The 21,105-nt window shown below is 48.0% G+C and carries 13 protein-coding genes; 9 read left to right on the forward strand and 4 right to left on the reverse strand.

Features of this window, described 5'->3' with window-relative positions; translation table 11 throughout:
- Positions 1-19: 19 nt before the first annotated feature.
- Both J3369_RS00880 and J3369_RS00885 read right to left on the reverse strand, forming a co-directional pair.
- On the reverse strand, positions 20-1,210 hold the full coding sequence (locus tag J3369_RS00880) for a sensor histidine kinase (RefSeq protein ID WP_349582644.1): 1,191 nt from the start codon (positions 1,208-1,210) through the stop codon (positions 20-22).
- A gap of 103 nt (positions 1,211-1,313) precedes the next feature.
- Positions 1,314-2,402, reverse strand: coding sequence for an MBL fold metallo-hydrolase (locus J3369_RS00885; protein ID WP_349583707.1), 1,089 nt, complete (start codon positions 2,400-2,402; stop codon positions 1,314-1,316).
- A gap of 473 nt (positions 2,403-2,875) precedes the next feature.
- Between J3369_RS00885 and J3369_RS00890 the strand changes: the two genes are divergently transcribed.
- From J3369_RS00890 to J3369_RS00915, 6 genes are all read left to right on the forward strand, one after another.
- Positions 2,876-5,164: a TonB-dependent receptor gene (locus J3369_RS00890; protein WP_349582647.1), complete on the forward strand. Its 2,289-nt coding sequence runs from the start codon at positions 2,876-2,878 to the stop codon at positions 5,162-5,164.
- Positions 5,165-5,242: 78 nt separating this feature from the next.
- A complete protein-coding gene (locus tag J3369_RS00895) occupies positions 5,243-7,954 on the forward strand; it encodes a glycoside hydrolase family 2 TIM barrel-domain containing protein (RefSeq protein WP_349582650.1) in 2,712 nt (903 codons plus the stop codon).
- A 111-nt stretch (positions 7,955-8,065) separates the two neighbouring features.
- Complete coding sequence (locus tag J3369_RS00900) at positions 8,066-8,272, forward strand: ParD-like family protein (protein WP_070125995.1); 207 nt, start codon at positions 8,066-8,068, stop codon at positions 8,270-8,272.
- Positions 8,265-9,035 (forward strand): type I methionyl aminopeptidase, encoded by a 771-nt coding sequence (gene map / locus J3369_RS00905; RefSeq protein WP_349582654.1) that lies wholly within the window; start codon positions 8,265-8,267, stop codon positions 9,033-9,035. Before J3369_RS00900 ends, map begins: the two co-directional genes overlap by 8 nt.
- An 89-nt stretch (positions 9,036-9,124) precedes the next feature.
- A complete protein-coding gene (locus J3369_RS00910; RefSeq protein ID WP_349582657.1) occupies positions 9,125-9,385 on the forward strand; it encodes a type II toxin-antitoxin system Phd/YefM family antitoxin in 261 nt (86 codons plus the stop codon).
- Positions 9,386-9,414: 29 nt separating this feature from the next.
- Positions 9,415-9,753 (forward strand): hypothetical protein, encoded by a 339-nt coding sequence (locus J3369_RS00915; RefSeq protein WP_349582660.1) that lies wholly within the window; start codon positions 9,415-9,417, stop codon positions 9,751-9,753.
- 52 nt (positions 9,754-9,805) lie between these two features.
- Here J3369_RS00915 and J3369_RS00920 read toward each other — a convergent pair whose 3' ends face one another.
- Together J3369_RS00920 and J3369_RS00925 are read right to left on the reverse strand one after the other, a co-directional pair.
- Positions 9,806-11,818, reverse strand: coding sequence for a glycoside hydrolase family 3 protein (locus J3369_RS00920; protein WP_349582663.1), 2,013 nt, complete (start codon positions 11,816-11,818; stop codon positions 9,806-9,808).
- A 23-nt stretch (positions 11,819-11,841) separates the two neighbouring features.
- Positions 11,842-15,474 carry a family 78 glycoside hydrolase catalytic domain gene (locus tag J3369_RS00925; protein ID WP_349582665.1) on the reverse strand — a complete coding sequence of 1,211 codons (3,633 nt, stop codon included), beginning with the start codon at positions 15,472-15,474 and terminating at the stop codon, positions 11,842-11,844.
- 500 nt (positions 15,475-15,974) lie between these two features.
- On the opposite strand from J3369_RS00925, the gene J3369_RS00930 reads away from it, so the two are divergent.
- The 3 genes from J3369_RS00930 (at position 15,975) to J3369_RS00940 (ending at position 21,026) form a co-directional block, all read left to right on the forward strand.
- Complete coding sequence (locus J3369_RS00930; RefSeq protein WP_349582668.1) at positions 15,975-18,635, forward strand: TonB-dependent receptor plug domain-containing protein; 2,661 nt, start codon at positions 15,975-15,977, stop codon at positions 18,633-18,635.
- Between the two features lie 125 nt (positions 18,636-18,760).
- On the forward strand, positions 18,761-20,140 hold the full coding sequence (locus J3369_RS00935; RefSeq protein ID WP_349582671.1) for an FGGY-family carbohydrate kinase: 1,380 nt from the start codon (positions 18,761-18,763) through the stop codon (positions 20,138-20,140).
- Between the two features lie 100 nt (positions 20,141-20,240).
- Positions 20,241-21,026: a DeoR/GlpR family DNA-binding transcription regulator gene (locus tag J3369_RS00940; protein ID WP_119499527.1), complete on the forward strand. Its 786-nt coding sequence runs from the start codon at positions 20,241-20,243 to the stop codon at positions 21,024-21,026.
- The last annotated feature ends 79 nt before the right edge of the window (positions 21,027-21,105 follow it).

Consider the following 21,105-nt stretch of genomic DNA (forward strand, 5'->3'; position numbering starts at 1 on the left):
ATGTTGTTAAAGCGTTAGGTCAGTGATCTGACGCTGGTAGTACCGGCATATGAAAAGAGAATACTGTGTGAGAAGATTCAGAGCTCACGAATAGTTTTGCATCATGCGCTTTACTAATTTCTGAAGCTATATACAAACCTAATCCCAGACCTTCACTTTCCCGTCCGGCTTCTTGCCGCCAAAAAGGTTGAAATAATCTGTCGATGGCTTCCGCAGGGATTGTAGGGCCATAATTCGCCACCTGAATACAAAGCATTGATTTTTTTGCTTGCGCGCTAACAGTTACGGGGCGGCCATCTTCACCATGAATCAATGCATTAATCAGAAGGTTGGATAAGAGTTGCGAAAGTCGATCAGGATCGCAGTAGATCACATCATTAATGACAATGTCGCCGGTAATTGTCGCGGCGGGATAATTATTCGATAATTCGGCCACGACATGAGAAAGCTTGTCTCCCAACTCATCCGTCTTTCTTCGTTGCACAATAACACCCTGACTTGCCCGGGTATGAGCGAAATCCATAACATCGCTAATCAATCTTTCTATGCGAAAAGCACTCGCTCTCATCATTTTAACTACTTTCGCAGTCTGAGGTTCATTCGTAATATTTTCTATTACATCTAATCCAACGGAAATGGTAGAGAGCGGAGTTCGTAAATCATGACCAAGTATTGCTATGTTTTGTTCGCGCAATTGAACAGCTTCTTTTTGGTGCTGCCACTGGTATTTTGCTTCAGAAAATGCTGCAGCATACTCGATTTGTCTGGTGATTAGAGCTGAAAATGAACTTAGTAGGCTTAAAACTTTGTCATTGTTTAAAGCAAGAGCTTTTTTATCTAACCCACAAAGAGTGCCAAAAAATCTTCCCTGTTCATCATGAAGTGGAAAAGAAAAATAGCTCTGAAAGTTGAACATCTTAGGAACAGGGTTTTCTGCATACAGAGGATCTTTGTCTGCATGTTCGATAACAATTTCTTTATCCATAGCCCTGACACTATTGCACAAGGTGTAGGTAACATCTAACTTGCCACCCACTGCGAGACCAAAATCGACCTCATCGTGCAGCGCGCATACGGTCCAGCTATCGGGCGTCACATGCGCGATGCACACAAAGCCAACTCCCGTACTTTCAGCTACGAGTTTTAAAATGTGGGGTACAGAATCAATTGATCGAATAATGGAAACTGAAATATCCGGGGAATATGGCATTGTTTTGTCTCGGGTACAGATGCGGTTCGATTAACTATATCGCAATAGTTGTGATCATCTAAAAGACTAAATGACATATTTTTCCAGTGCAAGCTACCAGTTATTACCACCATTTTTGCTGCGGCAGCGATTCCAGTGTGAAAGTTTCACCAATGTGCGGTGTTGCTACATTCAGGTTCTTGCCTTCTGCAGCCCGCGTGAACCGGATCACCGGCTCGTTCCAGTCATGAAAGGCGAGGTCGAATTTACCCCAGTGAATTGGCATCACGTTTTTCGCCTTAACATCCAGCGATGCCTGCACGGACTCTTCCGGCAACATGTGAATTTCCGGCCAGTAGGGGCTGTAAGCGCCGTCTTCCATAAATGCCATATCGAAAGGACCAAACCGCTTTCCTATTTCGGCAAAATCAGGGCTGTAGCCACCGTCGCCACTGAAATATACCGACACTTCAGGTGCCTGAATAACCCACGAACCCCACAATGTGTCATTGCGTTGTCCGGGTTTACGGCCGCTGAAGTGATTCGACGGCGTAAATATAAAGCGCGTGTCTTTCAGCATGGCATCCCCAAACCAGTCCAGCTCAGTAATTTTACTGTCGTCGATACCCCATCTCAGTAAATGCGCCCGCACCGCAAGAGGTACATAGAAGTGACCCGTTTTACTATCAAGCTCAGCGATGGCTTTCGCATCCAGATGATCGTAGTGGTCATGAGAAATCAGCACCGCATCGATATACGGAAGACCGTCAATAGTGAGCTCTTTATCCGCCGGATACGGTGTGCCAATCAGCCACACAGGTGAAGCGCGGTAAAATACAGGATCCGTCAGCACAGTCATTGAACCGGTGTTGATAAGAATGGTGGAGTGTCCGAACCAGGTAAACGACGGTGTTTGCTGTGCAACAAAATCCGGCTGTTTCGCCGGCAACAAGCCGGAAGGGTGCTTACCCGCCGGCGGGAAGATAACCGAATTCAGCCATTTTCCCATGGGAGGCTTCGGACTGTCGGGATCGTCGGAAACAGGGTGGCGGTTAACAAAAATGTCGTCTTTAAAGTTATCGGAAGCCAGCATCCGCGCCCGGGTCTGATCATCAGGCTTACCACCAAATACCGGCGACAACTTCACAAATAAAAAACCGCTGACAAACAGCAGTAACACAATGGCCAGCGACCAGACCAGTAGTTTCTTCATAACACCCAAAGCAGGTACTCCAGTGACTTTTTCACCGTCATTTATTGCGAACGAAAATTGTCAGCTAAATCACGGCAGGGACACAATCTTTATGCGTTCAAGCCAGTACTATGCCGGTTTTCCGGCTGGTAAAGCAAGGCAGGGGTAAGAGTGACTTGAGTTCATATTTTAAAGGATACCTTCACACGTGGCATTTGGTAAGGCCGGCTGTTGTGTGCGAAATATGGGATTTACTCTCTGAAAATAACAAATGTTAATATATCTATATTTTTGATGGCTGCTATCTATATCTTGGTAATCAATGTATGCGTATGAAATTAATGTGTTTTTCATCATGTTTCGCATTGTTGCTCGTATGGTTTAAAGAAAGTTGTTAACAGAAGGTTGTCAATGTTTATATTTAACGTATATTGGCCTTACCAAATATTTCTGTTTTACCAATTTCAAATGAAAAGAGTTATTTGAGAGACCTTATGAAACCTGCGAGCAAAAAAAATCTATCACCATTAGCCATTTGTATTTCTGCACTCGTATCGGGCGTTTCGATTGATGCCGTGGCCGCCGAGCTTGAAATTATTGAAGTGAAGGCGCAAAAACGAGCCCAGGCGCAGCAAACTATACCTGTAGCCGTGTCAGTACTTGGAGAAAGCGCCCTTGAAAGACTCGATGTTAAGAACTTTGACGATGTAACCCGGGTCTCTCCATCATTGACGGTAGAGCATGGTGACGATCCTCAATCAAGTAGTATTCGCATGCGGGGCGTCGGCACATCAGCCTATAGCATCGGTGTGGAATCCAGTGTGGCGGTGGTTGTCGATGAAGTGCCGCTGATGATGGCCGCACAGGCTTTTAGTAATCTTGCAGATATACAGCAAGTCGAAGTGTTAAGAGGTCCTCAGGGAACCCTGTTTGGTAAGAATGCGTCTGCGGGTGTTGTAAACGTAACCACTAAAGCGCCATCGCCGGATTTCGAAGGTAGGGTGGAAACAGGCCTGACAAGTGATGATGAGGTTAAAGGCCTGATAACCTTATCCGGCCCTGCTTCAGATACGTTGAGTTATCGGATTAATGGCTATTACAAAGATCGTGACGGCTATCTTAATAACTTAACTACCGGCGAAAAAGAAAACGGTGAGAAGAGCCATGGCTTGCGCGGTAAATTACTCTGGTATGCAACAGACGATCTTGATGCCACATTTATCTATGACATCTCACATATCGAAGGGGGAAGTACCCCCACCTGGGTCGATGCTGAGGAAGGGGTTGTTGGTGAAGGCGAGGTGCCGGGAGAAGAGAATCGCAACGTCAGACGTGATACACCCAATGAGTTCGAAACAGACCAGTCGCTGGCTGTTCTTAAGCTAAATTATAATATCAATGACGATCTAGTATTTACTTCCGTATCAAGCTTTCAGTCATTTGAACAAGCAGCTATTGCAGATGCAGATTTGACAGACGTTGCGATCGAAGATGCTTTTCCTCCATTTCTGCAAGAGAGATTTAATCCACTGGGGCTGACCGGTCCTCAGGTTGAGCAAAAAGGCTACATTGACGCTGATGCTTTTACCCAAGAACTGCGTCTCACCGGTACATTGTTTGAAAAATTCGAATTCATAACCGGGCTTTTTTATAGCGATCAATCGGTATACCGGGATTTCGATCGTAAGCCTTTGGTGTTCGTGCTTGATAAATGGGATGCGCAAGCGGACTCAGAATCCATCGCTCTGTTCGGACAAGGTGCCTATGAATTCACAGACAGAACATTCATTGACGTAGGATTACGCTTTAATCACGAAAAGATCTCTGTTGATTTCAATGACTATTATGCAAACGGTTTCGCATTGAATCCAAGCAATGCTGCAAATTTCAGTGGCAATGACGAGCAGGACGCGGTTACCGGTAAGGTCGCACTCCGTCATTTTCTTAAAAACGGCACTATGATATTTGGCTCCGTAAGTACAGGCTATAAAGGTCAGGCTTATGATGTTGCATCCGGGTTTACTCAAAATGACGCGGACAACCCGGTTGGTGAGGAAACGTCGATATCTTACGAACTTGGCATAAAAGGGTTTTCTGATAGCCGGAATTTTAGCTACGAAATCATCGCGTTTATGACAGATTTCGAGGATTACCAGGCACAGGGCGGTCGTAATGACGAAAATGGCGCGCCAGTGTTCACGTTGAATAATGTGGGTGAGCTTCGCACTAAAGGCATAGAAACCGAGTTCTCTTATCAGGCTACTGATGCTTTGCGATTGGATGCTTCCATTGCTTATACCGACGCTGTTATCGAGTCGTTCGTAAATGCGCCCTGTTACGGTGGACAAACTGAAGCTGAAGGCTGCACATTGTCCGCAGATATAGAAGGCCTGAATGTACAGGACTTAAGCGGACATGACCTCAATAACTCTCCCGATTTCAAATACAACCTTGCCGCTTATTGGGAACAGCCTGCTCAGGGATACGAATTCAGCTGGTTTGCTCAGGCAAGTTACCAGTGGCAAGACGATGTAAGCTACGACTTGTACGGCGACCCATTAAACCGTCAGGAAGCATATGGGATTGCTAACGCCGGCGTTGGCATCGTGGACAACCAGGATCGTTACAAAGTGACCGTATTCGTCAACAACCTTTTTGATGAAAATTATTCTATGGGTTACACAAATTATGATGAGCGCTTTCAGGGCCTGACAGCACTCTCGAAACGTTGGTCGCGGGGAGCTATGCGCTATTTCGGTGTAAACGTGTCTTATCGATTCTGACACTAACATGATTAACAAAAGCAGTATGACAACAATCCATGCTGCTTTTGTCATTTTAAACATATTTAAGGAGAGTTCATGAAGCGTTGTAGCGCACTCTTTTTCATCTTACCCGCGGTTTGTATTCTTATCGCTTGTACTCAGGTTGCTGATTTTAATGCTGACTTACCAAAAAATGTGGAAGTACGAGACCAGCAAACACTGAATAACGACTGGCAGTTTATCTTTGCCGATGAAATTCCAGCGGGTATCCATGCCCCAACATTTAAATGGACTGGCGCAGAGTATGTCTCCGTGCCCCATTCCTGGAACCGCGTAGGCTATTATCTCGATGATCAGTCAGCTCATATTCATAACTCAGGCAATATTAATAATACGCAGGGTAAAGGCCTCTACCGGAAAGTGTTTAATGTACCTGCACAGACTGAAAATAAAAGACTTTGGCTGGAATTTGATGCAGTAAGTCGTGTGGCAAATGTGTGGGTCAATGGAAAATTTGCCGGTGAACATCGCGGAAGCTTTAATCGCTTTCGCTTTGATATCACTGACCTCATAAACGTGGGCCGACCTAACGTACTGGTGGTTCAGGCAGACAACAGCAAGCCAACAGCAGATTCAACCACTGCAGATACGTTACCTATTGCCGGAGATTTCTTTGTGCATGGGGGAATTTATCGGCCGGTAAGACTTATCACAACGAGTAATATTCATGTTGATATGAAAGATTTTGGTGGTCCCGGCGTTTACGCGACTACCGCTGTTGAGGTTGACAAGGCGGTGATTAGCATCGAAAGCAGGATCACTAGCAATGAAGGCGAAGCAGAAAACGTAACGCTACTTACTCAATTGACTGACGATACTGGAAAGGTAGTAGCAAAAGATGTCCGGGATATTTTGCTTCAGCCGGATGAAACAGAAATAACCGATGTGTCTCTTTCCGTATCTTCACCACAATTATGGCAAGGTATAGATAACCCTTATTTGTACACGCTCGCAGTGTCGATATTAGACAACAATGACAATCTCCTCGATACGGTGAAGCAAAATATCGGCTTGCGCACCATTGAAATCTCGGCAGATAAAGGATTGACGTTAAATGGTCAACCCCTTGAACTTCGCGGTGTGGGCTATCATCAGGACAGAGAAGGAAAAGGTTGGGCAGTCTCTGCTGAAGAAATAGAAGAAGATGTGCAATTGCTGATGGATATGGGGGTAAATACTATCCGGCTGGCACATTATCCTCATGGTCAGCCAGTGCACGATTTGGCTGACAAACTTGGCCTATTGTTGTGGGACGAAATCCCGCTGGTTTCTGCGTGGCGTTACGGCGAGGAACATGAGGCTGTAAATACCGCGTTAGCTGATAACGCCAGTCTGCAACTCACAGAAATGGTTAAGCAGAACTTTAATTACCCCTCTGTAGCAGTATGGGGTATAGCCAACGAAGTCGACTTTGGTGCCGTCGTCCCCATGTTCGTGCAGAGCAGTCCCGGCTCTAATCCTGACCCGCTACCTATCTTAAATCGCTTGAAAGCGGAAGTAGCGCAGTTGGATCCGACGCGTAACTCGACGTTAGCCAACTGTTGTGCGGGTGTGCCAACCTGGGATCAGTCAAAGGTGCCCAACACCTCCGCTATCACCACTACGACGGGCGCAAACCGCTATTTTGGCTGGTACTACGGCGCGCCTTCAGGACTGGCGGAGAACCTCGACGCCTTGCATAAGCAATATCCGGAGCAGCCGCTGGCTGTCACTGAATACGGCGCAGGCGGAGCGCCGAGCTTCCATTCTGACAACCCTCTGGGAGGGCCGGTAGCGGCAACCGGCAGAAATCAGCCGGAAGAGTATATGAGCTATGTGCATGAGGAGAATTGGCGCGTACTCAGTGCGCGGGATTACCTGTGGGCAAACTGGATTTGGAATGGCTTTGACTTTGCGACAACTACTCGAAGAGAAGGTGACTCACAGGATATTAATACCAAAGGGCTCATCACTTATGATCGCGCCATAAAGAAGGATGCATATTATTTCTACCAGGCGAACTGGTCAGCTAACCCTATGGTTCATATTGCTTCACGGCGCTATATACAGCGGGCTTACCAAACCACCGATATCAAGGTGTACAGTAACGGAAAACAAGTCGAATTATTGGTGAATGATCGAAAAGTGAGTGAGGCACCTGATTGCGATCAGAACACATGTGTCTGGCGGGATGTGCGGCTAGTGGCTGGACAAAATAAGATTGTAGCGCGGGCAAGTGGTTTCGCCTCCGCACCTTCAGACCGCGTAGAAGACAGTGTGATGTGGCATCTGGATGAATCGCAGATCAACGCATATTACATTGATGCGGGCGCCATTATGTCAGCGGATTCGCCAAAAGCCCATTTCGGTTCGGATGATTTCTTTAGCGGAGGAAAAGCAATGTCTCTTGATAAGCCAGGAGGGTGGGGGAGACCATCAGTAAAAGCAGTTATCGAGGATACACAAGAGCAGGCTTTGCATACAACTTACCGTGCAGGTCAGTTCTCATATCATTTACCGTTGGATAAAGGGCAGTATAAGGTCACACTCTCTTTAGTCGCTCCAGACAGTAAAAGCCGCTTTGATGTATTCGCGGAGGGAAGTGCTCTGTTTGCGAATATCTCTGGAAAACAAAATGCAGATGAAAGTTTTACCGCGTTTACGGTGGCAGAAAATGTGAATGTGTCAGATGGCAGTCTTGAACTCAGTTTTAAGCCGTCAGTAGGTGAAGCTTATGTGTCAGCAATAAGTGTGATGCCCGTTAAGTAAAATAGAATGCGTGTTATTTCAGCCCGGCCGAGAACAGCGTGACCGGGCTTTTTTTGACTCTTTTTATAGAGTGTAGCAATATGTAGCAAATCATATTTTATTGGTTTATGCATGGGCATTGTCAAAATCTCCGAACAATTGCACGAAGAAGTGCGCAAGAACAGTGTGGTGATGGAGCGTTCTATCAATTCGCAGGCTGAGTTCTGGATGAAAATCGGGAGACTTGCAGAGCAAAACCCGACGCTCACCTATGAGCAAATTCTGGAACAGGAAAAACGTCAGCAAAACGTATCAACAGTGAGACTGGTTCATGAGTAGTGTATCGATAAAAAATGCACAGGAAATCGCATTGATGCGCGAATCAGGCCGGTTACTGGCCATTGTATTTCATGCGCTGGACAAAGAAATTCAGGCCGGCATGACCACCATGGAAGTGAATGATTTCGTCGATGCATTCATCACCGACACCTTGCAGGCAAGACCTGCCAGTAAAGGGCAGTACGGCTATGAATATGTGCTTAATTCATCGGTAAACGAAGTGGTATGTCACGGTGTGCCGTCAGTAGCCAAGAAGCTGCGGGAAGGGGATATCGTGAATGTAGATATCACGCTCGAGAAAAATGGCTTTATTGCCGATAGCAGCAAAATGTATTGCATTGGCAAAGTAACATCTATTGCGAAAAAGCTGGTAGACACGACTTACGAAGCCATGTGGAAAGGCATTGAAACCGTAAAGCCAGGCGCGACACTGGGTGATATTGGTCATGCCATTCAGTCGCATGTGGAAAAAGAGGGCTTCAGTGTCGTGCGGGATTACTGCGGGCACGGTATTGGCCGCGAAATGCATGAAGAACCGCAAGTTGTGCATTATGGCCGCAAGGGCACAGGCATGCATTTAGTGCCAGGCATGACATTTACCATTGAGCCGATGATTAATCAGGGCACCTACAAAACCAAACAAAAGAAAGACGGCTGGACAGTGGTGACCCGCGACAAAAAGCTCTCAGCACAGTGGGAGCACACCATTCTGGTGACTGAAACCGGATTTGAAGTGCTTACATTGCGGGATGAAGAGAAGTAGTAAGCAATAAAGACTGGCCAGAGTGACGGCTTGAACGTGCTCATAATTTGGTCTATAAATGACCTTCATTCCGACGTAGGGGGTAAGTTGTGCAAATTAAGCCAATAAGTTTTATAGAAGAACATGCTGCAGATCTACCTGTTGACGAACCTATCGTTGTGACGCAAAACGGGGAGCCTGCTTACGTTATCGAAAATTATGCCCAGAGAAAATTCAGGGATGACGCTATCGCAATGCTGAAAATTTCCTCGTTTTCAGAAAAAGATGTGGCGGCGGGTGAAGTGATTGATTCTGATGTTCTTAAAACCCGTCTGAAGCAAAAACTAAAGGCTGCGTCTGAGAGCCGCTAATTTGTTTCCAAGCAGAAAGGAACTCTGCCGTGGACTACTCTATTTACTACACGAAGACATTTGAACAACTTGTTGAACTCTGTGTTCAGCATCTGGCACCATTCACTTCAGAGGAAGAAGTGCTGGAAAGAGTATTCAGGGCAATTGAATGTTTTGAATTCACTTTGGCTGCAGGCTCTGAGGCTGCCCCCGTATCTCCTTATCTGTCGACACTGGGCGTCTTTAATTACAGAGAGTTTAATGTCGATGGCTTTCGAATATTGTATCGCCACGATCGGGCGGCAGATGCCATCATCGTCGTTCTCTTTTGTTCTCAGAAACAAGATCTGGTTACTCTTCTCGTAGATTACTGCCTTATTTACAAATGACAAAATAACAAAGGCAGCGTTCGCTGCCTTTTCAATATCTACACACCAAAAATCAGAACGTCAGTCCTTCACGGCGCTTGTACAGCGGGTTTTCGCTGTCGTCTGCGTAACCGGGTTTCTGTGCTTCTACGGCTTCATCAGAAGACGGCAGCTCCAGTGGCAGGGTGCCGGTGGGTGATACCTTGCCGGTAAGCACATCAATCACGGCATCGTCTGCACTACCGAAGTTAGCCAGAATAGCGCCTGCGGTATTGTTCAGTTCACCCATGATCATGGGGCGTTCCAGAAATACGGATAAGATAGTTGGTACTTGCTGGCTAACGGCCAACATTTGCTGATACTTCTCATCGTCTTCGCGGAATGACACGCGGCCTTCATTCTGGCGGCTGCCGAAGAAGTGATTCGGATGCAATTTTTCGCTTGGCGTCGAGAATCGGAAAATCGCAAAGTCGGCTTGGGCCGGGTTGGTCACAACTTCAAAGCCACGAGCGGTAAGTGCCTCTGCATTTAAGCCATCAACGAACACTTTCTTCATCGAGTCTGCCAGTGGCAGCAGGTTATCTGCATTTTTCAGTAGCACTTGAGATTTTGCCTGAACCTCACGAGCCAGTGCACGCCATTCCGGTTTACCCACATTCGAAGCTGCATTGGCTTCATCCACGTAGGGGTTGTCGAATAAACCGAGCTCAAATTTCAGTGTAAGAATACGGGTGGCCGACTCATCGATACGCGCTTCTGTCAGTTTGCCTTCATGTACCGCGTTAACGATGATCTCAGGCTGGTCTTCACCGCCGAACTGGTCGATACCTGCGGTAATACCTTTCACGAAACGCTCAGGAATAGTCAGGTCTTCCACACCCCACGGCGTTGCAATTTCCCGCACGCCCTGTGGTTTAGTCGGTGCCTTACATTCTTCACTGCAGTCCCGGGTTACCGCCCAGTCTGAAACCACAACGCCTTTAAAGCCAACATCGCCGCGCAGCAGGTTTTGCAGGATCTGCTTGTTGAAGCCCGGGCTTACTGCTTCTACCGGTTCACCGTCAACGGTGATGCCGTGTAAGATAGGATAAGCAGGCATAATACCGGTGGTTTTTGCTTCGAAAGCACCGTCAAATGCACGGATATGATCTTCAAAGCTGGTATCGTCCAGCTGTGCATTGCGGCCGTAGTAGTTATGACCATCAAAACCTTCTACCGCTGCACCGTAACCCACCCAGTGTTTGGTCACGGTTGATACGCCTTCTGGCGTGATGCCATCAGAGCTGCCCTGGAAACCACGAATGTACGCGCCCACCTGCTTACTCACTTCACCAGCGTCGCTGCCAAAGGTGGCAATGATACGAGGCCAGCGGGGTTCGGTGGCTAAATCAGCCTGCGGTGATAACGCCATAGTGAAACCGGTCGCACGGTATTCCTGACGGGTAATGTCACCAAACTGTTCGGTCACTTCCGGATCGTTCAGCGCACCAAAACCAAGAGGCTCAGGCCACTGTGTGAAACCATCGGTAGACTCGTTGGCACCTAACACGTATTGGAAGTGGTTACGGGGGTCGGTACTGATAATGGCAGGAATACCCAGTCGGGTTGTTTCTGCCAGCGCCTGGACTTTGTTGTTCTCGACGGCCAGATCTGGTGGAGACATGTTCAGGCGGCTGATGTAACTGCCGATGTGTTTGTCTTTGAACAGGGGAGTGGCGACATCGATGTCATAGCCGTCCTGAGAAAAACCAGCAAAGCCATTTTTACCCGGCAAGGTGCCATGTACCATTTCACCGGCTTTTTCTTCCAGCGTCATGCGGGCAACCAGGTCGGCCACACGTTCTTCAACGGGCAAACGCCAGTCTTCATACGGGGTAAGTTTGCCATCGGCATTCAAATCGCGGAAGGTTTGGCCATCCTGTTTGATAACCGCTTTGCTGGTGGTTTTAACCGTCACCTGGCTTACAGGAGCGGTTTCATTCTTCGGTTGCTCAACCTGGACGGGCGAGGGTTTCTCGCCACAACCAGTAAGCATAGCGGTAGTGATAAGGCAGGCACTACCCAATGTTGCTGTATGCTTTTTCATTAATCGTGTCCTTGACCGGATAATTATTCGTTAATGGCGCCTGTGATTTGGTAAGTACCAGAGCCGAGTGAAAAGGTGTTCATTTCATCGGTACGGGAAACGTTAGTTACGAACTTACTGGCATTCACATTCTCGCCATCAATCTTCAATGCTTGCTGCGCGCCGGGTAACGAAATTGTTGCTGTAGTGTTAGCAGGAATGGTTACCCGGTAGTCAAACTTACCATCTTTTACTTGCCAGTGGCTCGAAATTTTTCCGTAAGGTGAGTCATATTCTGCTTTTACCCAGTCAATTTCGTTCTGCGGATCAAACTCAGGCTTCAACGCAAAGGTTTTAAAACCGGGGCTCAGTCGTTGAATACCGCCTGAGTGACTGATTAACCATTCACCGATAGCACCGAATGAATAGTGGTTGAAGGAGTTCATGCTGTTATTGCCACCGAATCCGTCTTCAACAGTGTAACCGTTCAGGCGTTCCCAAATTGTTGTTGCACCCTGGTCGATAGGATACAACCACGACGGATACTGGTCGTTGAGCAATAAGCGGTATGCATCATCGGTATAGCCATTCTCAGACAGCGCTTTGCTGATCCAGGCTGTGCCGATAAAGCCTGTCATCAAGGAGTAAGCCGGGCGGGTTTTCCCTGCATCGTCAACGTTTTGTGACGATACCGAACGGGTCAGCTTCTCTGCCATCGCTGCTGCGTTGTCTTCGTTGAATGCATTCATCGCCAGACCAACCGCAAACGAGGTTTGGGTGTCTGCTACTGCCCATTCTGCTGGTGGAGCCATAGGGTTAAACATACTTGGGCCGCCCACCAGACCAACAGTTTGCATTTCATCATTCACAAACTTGTCGTTAAAGAAGGCTTTGCGTTCATTATACTGATTGCGGTACTCGCGGGCCTGCGCATCATCGCCCAGTACCGCTGCTACCTGCGCCATAATATCCAGCGCATAAATGTGATAAGCGGTAGCCAGATAATCTGCACCTAACTGATTATTCTGCGGGCCTAACCAGTCTCCTAATCCTGAGTCAGTGCTTAAGCCGGTTTCGCTGTCGATGGAGTCATGCAGGAATGTCATGTATTCATTCATGGACGCGTAGTGTTCAGCGAGTAAGCCTTTATCACCATATTGATAGTAGGTTTCCCACGCAACGGTAATACCGGCTACACCCCACAGCACGCCACCGAAGCCGCCGCCAACAGGAGCAACGTCTGCATACCGGCCACTTTCAGCCTGAGTATCCCGCATTGCCTGTAAATGGCGACGCATAAACTGTGAGGCATCACTCACATACGTTGCGGTGGGGGCAAACACGTTGATGTCGCCGGACCAGCCCATACGTTCGTTTCGCTGGGGACAGTCAGTCGGTACAGACAGAAAGTTATCTACGTTAGACCATGTCAGGTTTGACCATAGCTGATTAACCTTGTCGTCTGAACATTCGTAACTGGCAGTCAGTGCCTGCACAGAACTCACTACAACGCCGTTAACCGCTTCAAGGGGCAGAGGTTTTTCAATGCCTGTTACTTCAATGTACTGGAAACCATGAGAAGTGAAATGCGGCTCAAAGGTTTGTTCGCCATCTGCCATGATATAGATGTCCTGACTGAGCGCCGCGCGATAATTTTCTGTCATGATCATGCCCACATTCGGGCCTGATTCCGGTAAGTCCGGATAGAGCATTTCGGCAAAGCGCACGGTAACGGCTTCACCTGATTTACCGTCTTGGAAATGCAGACGAGGTACGCCAACGATATTTTGTCCAAGGTCGTAGACAAATACGCCGGGTCGCACCTCTTCCACACTTTTTGCCTGAACGGTGGTAAATTCACGGGCCGGTTCGCCGATTTGCCCGATAAGCTTCATATTGTCGTACGACAGCGTTTGTGCAGGGCGCATCATATTTGGCTGCACATTCTGCGCTTTTGTTTCCTCAAGAGAAATTTCAACTGCCGGTTCCCACTCACCTTCAAACGACGGGGTCGCCCAGCCTGCCTGCGCTTCTGCGATTCGGGCATCGTACACTTCACCCATCGATAAACTGCCATACACTACCGGTGACGTGTCGCTGAACTGCCAGCTGCCCGGTTGGGTAACTACAATACTCTCAGAACCGTCTTCATAGGTAACGACCAGTTGCGCGAGCAATGACTGACGATCGCCGAAGCCGTTCCAGGTGTTGCCGAAGCCCAGCATACCGCTCCACCAACCTTCGCCCAGCCGCGCGCCCATGGCGTTTTCACCTTTTTGAATGGCACTGGTGACATCATAAGACTGATAAAGGTGAGTCAGGTTGTATTGGGTAAGGCCCGGGTTGTAATAATCGTTACTGACCTTTTCACCGTTTACGTAGTATTCGTATATGCCACGCGCGGTCACATACAAACGGGCTTTGCTGACGGCCTTATCTGCTACATCAAACTCAGTACGTAACTGCGGCATACCGTTACTCTGGGTATCAACAACAACCAGCTGGCTGTCATCAGAGCCGGTGAAGGTGATCCCTGCTTTGGTATCGCTGACCTGCGCAGATTTTTCTGCGAATTCAGCGCCATGCTCGGTGCCATTAAACAGCACGCTGTGCGGCGTATGCATGTTGCTTACCGTCAGGTTGCTTACTGTGACGGTTGTACCAGCATCTGCCGCTAAACCGATATCGTTAAGCATGCCATAGGTAACATAGTCGTGGTTGTGACCCAGAGGATTCAGCTGTACCGTTGCCCCTTCCACCAGTGGCGGAAACATCATCTGGAATCCTGACTTTTCTTCAGATTCTGCACCCACCCAGAATGCAGGATTGCCATCTAACTGAACGGTGACATTGCCGAATTCATTATTGATAAGCAGGTGGTGAGGTTTAAAACGGTTATAGGCATTGATCAATGATTGCTTAATATCGAAGGATTTAACCGGCGTATTTTCGTTGTCATCCGGCGTGTAACCTGCACGGTAAAAGTTCAGCGTCGCCGGTTCACCGTTTTCAACACCTTCCACGTCCAGCTCAATCTTGAAATAACTCTCGTCTTCGCCGCTTTCTACCTGATAGATGTTCTTATACTTATCCATCATTCTCGGGTCATTAGCCGCATAAACAATACCGCCTGCTGTACCACCTTCTGCAATGGTGATATCTGCACCGATACGGAAGAGAGGCAGATAATCGCCATACAGGGGGAGGGCGTCGTCATTGCCACCAATCCAGGTCGCACCATTCCAGGCATTCAGAGAGGTATCCAGTAAGCCCGTTTCAAAAATAGAGGTGGCCTCACTCGCATCGCCTTCGCTGTCCCATACCGTCAGCTGCCAGGTGTACTGTGTACGCGGGCTTAAAGGTTTGCCTTTGTAGGTAATATGCAGTGCTTCTGAGGAGTTTTGTTTGCCGGAGTCCCATACCTGCGCGCCGTTTTCATCTGTCACGCGGATCCGGTAGGCCGACTGGCTAAGACCTTTTGCTCCGCCTTTAGCTGACATCTGCCAACTGAATCGGGGCGCGGTGACGTCAATGCCAATGGGTTGGGTGCGATACTCAGTTTTCAGTGCTGCAAGAGCAAATTGATCGGTAACACTTCCGACGCTGCCAGTTCCTCCGCAAGCTGAAAGTAACGTGGCGGGTGCTGCAACAGCAAGGGTGAGAATAAGTTTGCGCATGCAAATCTCCGGTACATACCTGATGGCAATCTGTTCAGGTGAAACTGAATATATCGTCAGTTTTCCTGAAACGTTATGATTGAAAGTGATTGGCATGTTGCCCTAAGCACATAGATGTTGTCAATGTGTTAACGGGCGCTCACCGGAAACGAAAGGTTCTGGAGGCGTGTGAGTGATACCAACCGGGATGATTAACCCTTGCCGGTGTAGTGCTCTGTGAGGTGATTAGCGCATTTTGGGTGCGCTGCAAAGCATGTTTTATCAACTTTACATTCAGTTCTGCGTCAATCTGTCAGTTTGTAAAAGACTGGTTATTTTTCATCCATGAATTTTATCAATAGCTGGTATTAATCATATTTGTTTGTGATTGCTATTGACTGCATATGATTGTCGATGTACTTTGTTGCCTCAATGTTAATTAATATCGAGCAGTTTTAATAAAAATAACACGCTGCCAAAAATTAGATAAATCACTGACACAACCACGCAAGGAGTTGAAAATGGCTTCATTTTCAGGACTGACAACCACACCAGTTTTCCGCCGTTCTGTACTCGCGGCACTTATCACTGCTTCTTTTTCTCAATGTGCAGTTGCACAGGAAGCAGAGTCTGCACAATCTGAACCGGATCCAATGGTAGAAACCATTGAAGTTCGTGGTTCAGCAACCGGTACCCTTATTCGAGGTGCAACACCGGTAGGTACTAACGTTGTAGGGATTTCAGAAGAAGATGTCGCTGAAATTGGTGTGCCTGACAGTAACGAACTTCTTGCACAAATTCCGCAAATGACCAGCACCTTCAACAGCCGTCCTACTATGGCGACTGATATTGGTCAGGGCATGCCAATGCCGAAACTGCGGGATATCGGTACCGGTGGTGGTAGCACGACACTGGTACTGCTGAACGGTTTACGTTTACCGGGTTCCGGTATTATCCAAACCGTACCAAATGCTGCGGCCATTCCTCCTTCAGTATTAAGCACCGTAGAAGTGGTAATGGATGGTGGTTCTTCTATATACGGTTCTGATGCCATTGCCGGGGTGGTTAACTTTATCACCCAGCGTCCGAAAGATGGTGTGACCGTAAACCTTGAAGGTGGATTCGGTGATAGTTATACCGCTGGTTCCCTTAACCTGACTGCCGGTACTTCATGGGACTCCGGTGCGGCGATGTTGTCTTTCTATCACGCGGAAAACGGTGATGTGATGGGTTCTGACCGTGATTTCATTACTGCTGACAGCACAAGCAATGGCGGCGGTGACTACCGTACCCGTCAGTGCAGCCCGGGCAATATCACGGCAAACGGGACCAGTTACCGCATGGACACGCTGACCGAAGGCAGTAACTTATGTGATCCTAACGATGGCATTTCTTATGTGCCCGAGCAAAAACAGGACACCATCTTCCTGGCCCTCGAGCAGGAATTTTCTGACAACGTTTTCCTTAATCTGAACACGTACTACAGTGACTGGGGCGTGGATATTACCGGCGATGCGACCAACGCGTTAACGGATCTGGGTGCTTCAGGCACAATTACATCAGATAACCCTTATTTCACTGCTATCGGTGATGAAACTTCGCAAACTGTGGACTTCAATTTTTCTGACGTAGTTGGCCCGGGCGCGAAAAACAGCAGCGACTTTAAAGCATTCTCTTTCATGCCGGAACTGACCGTAGAATTACCGAACTACTGGCGTCTGAAAGCCGCATACAGTTACGGTTGGGCGGAAACCCACGGTGAAGAAACCGGCGTTAATGCGACTGCCGTTGCTACTGCGCTGGCCGGCACAGATGTATCTACTGCGCTGAACCCGTACGATGTAGCTTCAACAGATCCTGCGGTACTGAGCAGTATTCTTTCTTACTACGGTACACTGGGTGATGCCAAGCAAACCCACCATCAGATCCGTCTGACACTGGATGGTGCTATTTATTCTTTACCGGCCGGTGATGTGATGCTGGCTGTGGGTACTGAATACTTTAAACAAAACTATGACGTTTCGTTCGGCGGTGGCGCAGCAGATGCTCTGCTAATGACAGAAACATCTGCGTCACGCAACGTGAAGTCTGTTTTCAGTGAAGTGGTTGTGCCGGTGATGGATGACATCGATGCCGGAACTATCGACTTTACTGCATCCATCCGTTACGACAGTTACAACGATGTGGGCAGCACGACCAATCCAAAGATTGGTGTGGATTATTCACCTACGGACAACTTACGTCTGCGTGCACAATGGGGTACGTCCTTCCAGGCGCCGAGTCTGGCAGACTCCGGTGCAGCTGTTGATACCCGTGCGATTACAATGAGTGTCAGTCCTTTCATGGCCCCGGATGCAGCTGATTCAGATTTCTTCCGTGGCACCATTATCCTTGCTGGTGGTAGTGACGGACTGCAGCCTGAAGAATCTGAGTCATACAGCGTAGGTTTCGACTGGACACCAGAGTTCGCTGACGACTTTAAAGTCAGTATGACGTATTTCGACGTGGACTATTCAAGTGCAATCAGTCTGGCACCGTTCTATACGCCAAGTGTACTGTTCAGCACGGAAGGTTACTCGGATTACTACACAATCAATCCAACACTGGATGAGGCGCTGGCAGCGGCAGACGGCATGCGCATTGATGGCCAGTCTATCGAAAGCTTATACGCTGATGGCAACTCAGTTTACGCTTTGTTCGATGCCCGCCGAAATAACATGACGGCGACTAAGCTTTCAGGTATCGATTTCGACATCGCCAAAGAATGGCAAACCAGTTTTGGTAGTGTGAATGCCAGCGTCGCCGGTTCTTATACACTGGACAGAACATTCCAGCCTGTACAGGGCGCGGCGTATCAGGATGAAAAAGGTACCGATGAGCGTGGTGACTACAACCTGTTAGCTCAGGTAGGTGCGACTTACGAAAACATGCTGGGTACTGTACGTATTCTTCACACCGATGGCTGGGAAAACGCGGTTGCTTCAGCAGACTCTCTGACCACAGTAAATCTTTTCGGTAAGTACGATTTAGGCGAATATGAGTTTGTGGAAGAAGCATCTGTTACTGTAAACGTAGACAACCTGTTCGACGAAGATGCAGTTTACTATGATGATGCAAACGGCTTTATCAGTGGTTCAACACTGGGCCGGGTGATTTATCTGGGACTGAATCTGAAGATGTAATTCAGTGCATGAACTGAAAGCGGAGTCAGCAGACTCCGCTTTTGTCGTTCAAAGTAATGCTTAAAAATGGCCGGAGCACTGACGAAAGCAACATGACGGAACACAATAAATGCAGGAGAAAAATCATGCTTAAAGCCGTTCTGGATATAGGCAAAACCCACATTAAATTGCTGTTGGTAGATAACGGTAAAGAATGCGCCAGCTTTAGCTGTAAAAATGCGCCCATTGCCGGCATGTATCCTCAGGCAGATGTGGAAGGCATATGGAACTGGCTGGCAGAAACCTTACGCTCCTGCACACTGACGCCTGATATCAACGCTTTTGTTGTCACCACTCACGGCGCGACGGCTGCGTTAGTAGATACAAACGCCCCTGAAGGGGATCAACTGGCACTACCGGTCCTTGATTATGAATATCAGGGCGTAGAGAGTTGCTCTGATGCTTATGAAAGTGTGCATCCTGACTTTTCAGAAACCTTGTCACCCGCATTGCCTGCAGGTTTGAATCTGGGTAAACAACTGTTCTGGTTGCAGCAAAAGTATAAAGAGGCGTTTGACTCAGCCTCAACCATTTTACTTTACCCCCAGTACTGGGCCTGGCGTCTTGGCGGCTTACCGGCTGCAGAAGTAACATCTTTAGGGTGTCATACTGATATGTGGCAACCTCAGAAAAAAGACTACTCTTCGCTGATTGATAAGTGTGGCTGGCGGGAAAAAATGCCGGCACTTAAAAACGCATGGGATTGTCTTGGTACCGTGTCAGCACGGGTTGCAAAGGAAACCGGGTTGTCTGAACAGTGCGAAATTTTTGCCGGTATTCACGACAGCAATGCCAGCCTGTTGCGCTATTTGTCACTGGCGAAAAGTGGCGAGAGTTTCAACGTAATTTCTACCGGCACCTGGACCATTCTGATGCAGGCAAACGGTAACACCGGCAAACTTGCCAGCTACAAAGATACCCTGGCCAACGTGGATATTTTCTCTAACCCGGTCAGTTGCGCACGTTTCATGGGCGGGCGGGAATACGAAAGCATCTGTACTACTCTGGGCGGCAACATTCGCATGAGTGCTGAAGCCGGGGATATTCAGCAGGCGTTGGATGAAGGCTGGATGGTGACGCCGGATTACAGTCAGGGGAATGGCCCCTTCGGTGGCCTTACTGCGAAACAATTATGTCCGGATGCGCCACCTGCTCCTCAGGCTATTGCGACGCTGTACTGTGCGCTGATGATTGATCAACGGTTAACTGATCTGCATTCAACCGGCACAATATATATAGAAGGGGCATTCCTGAAGAACCCGATGTTATGCCAGTTAGTCGCGCAGCTGCGCCCCGACCAGACCGTCATGCTCTCCCGTGACAACACAGGAACAGTAATGGGCGCGGCGAGTTTGATTCACTTTGATAAACAGGCTGCGGCTGAACTGGACTTAGTGCCCTGTGAACCTGCTGCGTTTGATAAATTGGAAGCGTACCGGGAAAAGTGGTACAAATCGATTGGATGAATCTATCATATTCAATCAAAAACTTGGTGTTTTGATTGATTGTGCTTGAACAGGTGACTATATTATCGCTTACACGAATAACAATTATACAGGCAATACCATGCTGGAGAAGCAACGTCACCAGCTCATTCTGGATATCCTTGATGAGAGCACCTTTGTGAGTGTGCGCGACTTGTGCGCGCAACTTAACTCGTCTGAAGCGACCATTCGTCGTGACTTAAACAAACTGGCTGATGCGAAGAAAATTAAAAAAATTCGCGGCGGCGCGCAGGTGTTAGACAGTAAGACCGTGTCTAATATCCGTCTTTCCGGCAATGCATTTCTGGTGGACAGAGAGCGCAATACCAGCACCAAGCAGCTTATTGCCAAAGCGGCCACTGACATGTGTGAAGACGGCGAATCTATCATCATCAATGGCGGTACATCCACGTTTATGATGTCTGAGTTTCTGGCCGAAAGACGCATGAATATTCTGACGAACTCCTTTGTACTTGCACATGAGTTACTGGAAAACAGTCAGAATCAGGTCACGCTCCCCGGCGGGGAAGTGTATCGCAAGCAAAGTATCATTCTCAGCTCATTCGAAAACGACACCACACAAAACTACCGTGGCAGCAAAATGTTCATGGGCTCACCCGGTGTCAGTGAATTCGGCGTAATGGAAACCGATCCACTGCTGATTCTGGCGGAGCAAAAACTCCGTAAGCGCGCTGATAAACTTATCGTACTGGCTGACAGCAGTAAAATTGGCGTGAAAGGTAATCTGATTTTCTGCGGATTGTCTGAAGTCGATACGGTCATCACCGACAGCAATGCAGCACCCGAAGCACTGGATAAAATCCGCGAATTCGGCGTGAATGTGATTGTGGTGGAAGCCTGCGATTAGGCTTCAGGGGGAGTGTTTAGATCTTCTGTAAGTCTTGTGTAATCTAATGATGAGTTAAAGACTCTCAACACCCTTATAG

It is taken from the genome of Alteromonas sp. NFXS44 (genome assembly GCF_040148705.1).
Taxonomy (GTDB): Bacteria; Pseudomonadota; Gammaproteobacteria; order Enterobacterales; family Alteromonadaceae; genus Alteromonas.

Coding starts and splice junctions, on each gene's coding strand:
- J3369_RS00920 (WP_349582663.1), bottom strand. CDS start 11,818: ATGAAAAAGCATACAGCAACATTGGGTAGTGCCTGCCTTATCACTACC.
- J3369_RS00880 (WP_349582644.1), bottom strand. CDS start 1,210: ATGCCATATTCCCCGGATATTTCAGTTTCCATTATTCGATCAATTGAT.
- J3369_RS00930 (WP_349582668.1), top strand. CDS start 15,975: ATGGCTTCATTTTCAGGACTGACAACCACACCAGTTTTCCGCCGTTCT.
- J3369_RS00935 (WP_349582671.1), top strand. CDS start 18,761: ATGCTTAAAGCCGTTCTGGATATAGGCAAAACCCACATTAAATTGCTG.
- map (WP_349582654.1), top strand. CDS start 8,265: ATGAGTAGTGTATCGATAAAAAATGCACAGGAAATCGCATTGATGCGC.
- J3369_RS00885 (WP_349583707.1), bottom strand. CDS start 2,402: ATGAAGAAACTACTGGTCTGGTCGCTGGCCATTGTGTTACTGCTGTTT.
- J3369_RS00940 (WP_119499527.1), top strand. CDS start 20,241: ATGCTGGAGAAGCAACGTCACCAGCTCATTCTGGATATCCTTGATGAG.
- J3369_RS00895 (WP_349582650.1), top strand. CDS start 5,243: ATGAAGCGTTGTAGCGCACTCTTTTTCATCTTACCCGCGGTTTGTATT.
- J3369_RS00900 (WP_070125995.1), top strand. CDS start 8,066: ATGGGCATTGTCAAAATCTCCGAACAATTGCACGAAGAAGTGCGCAAG.
- J3369_RS00925 (WP_349582665.1), bottom strand. CDS start 15,474: ATGCGCAAACTTATTCTCACCCTTGCTGTTGCAGCACCCGCCACGTTA.
- J3369_RS00890 (WP_349582647.1), top strand. CDS start 2,876: ATGAAACCTGCGAGCAAAAAAAATCTATCACCATTAGCCATTTGTATT.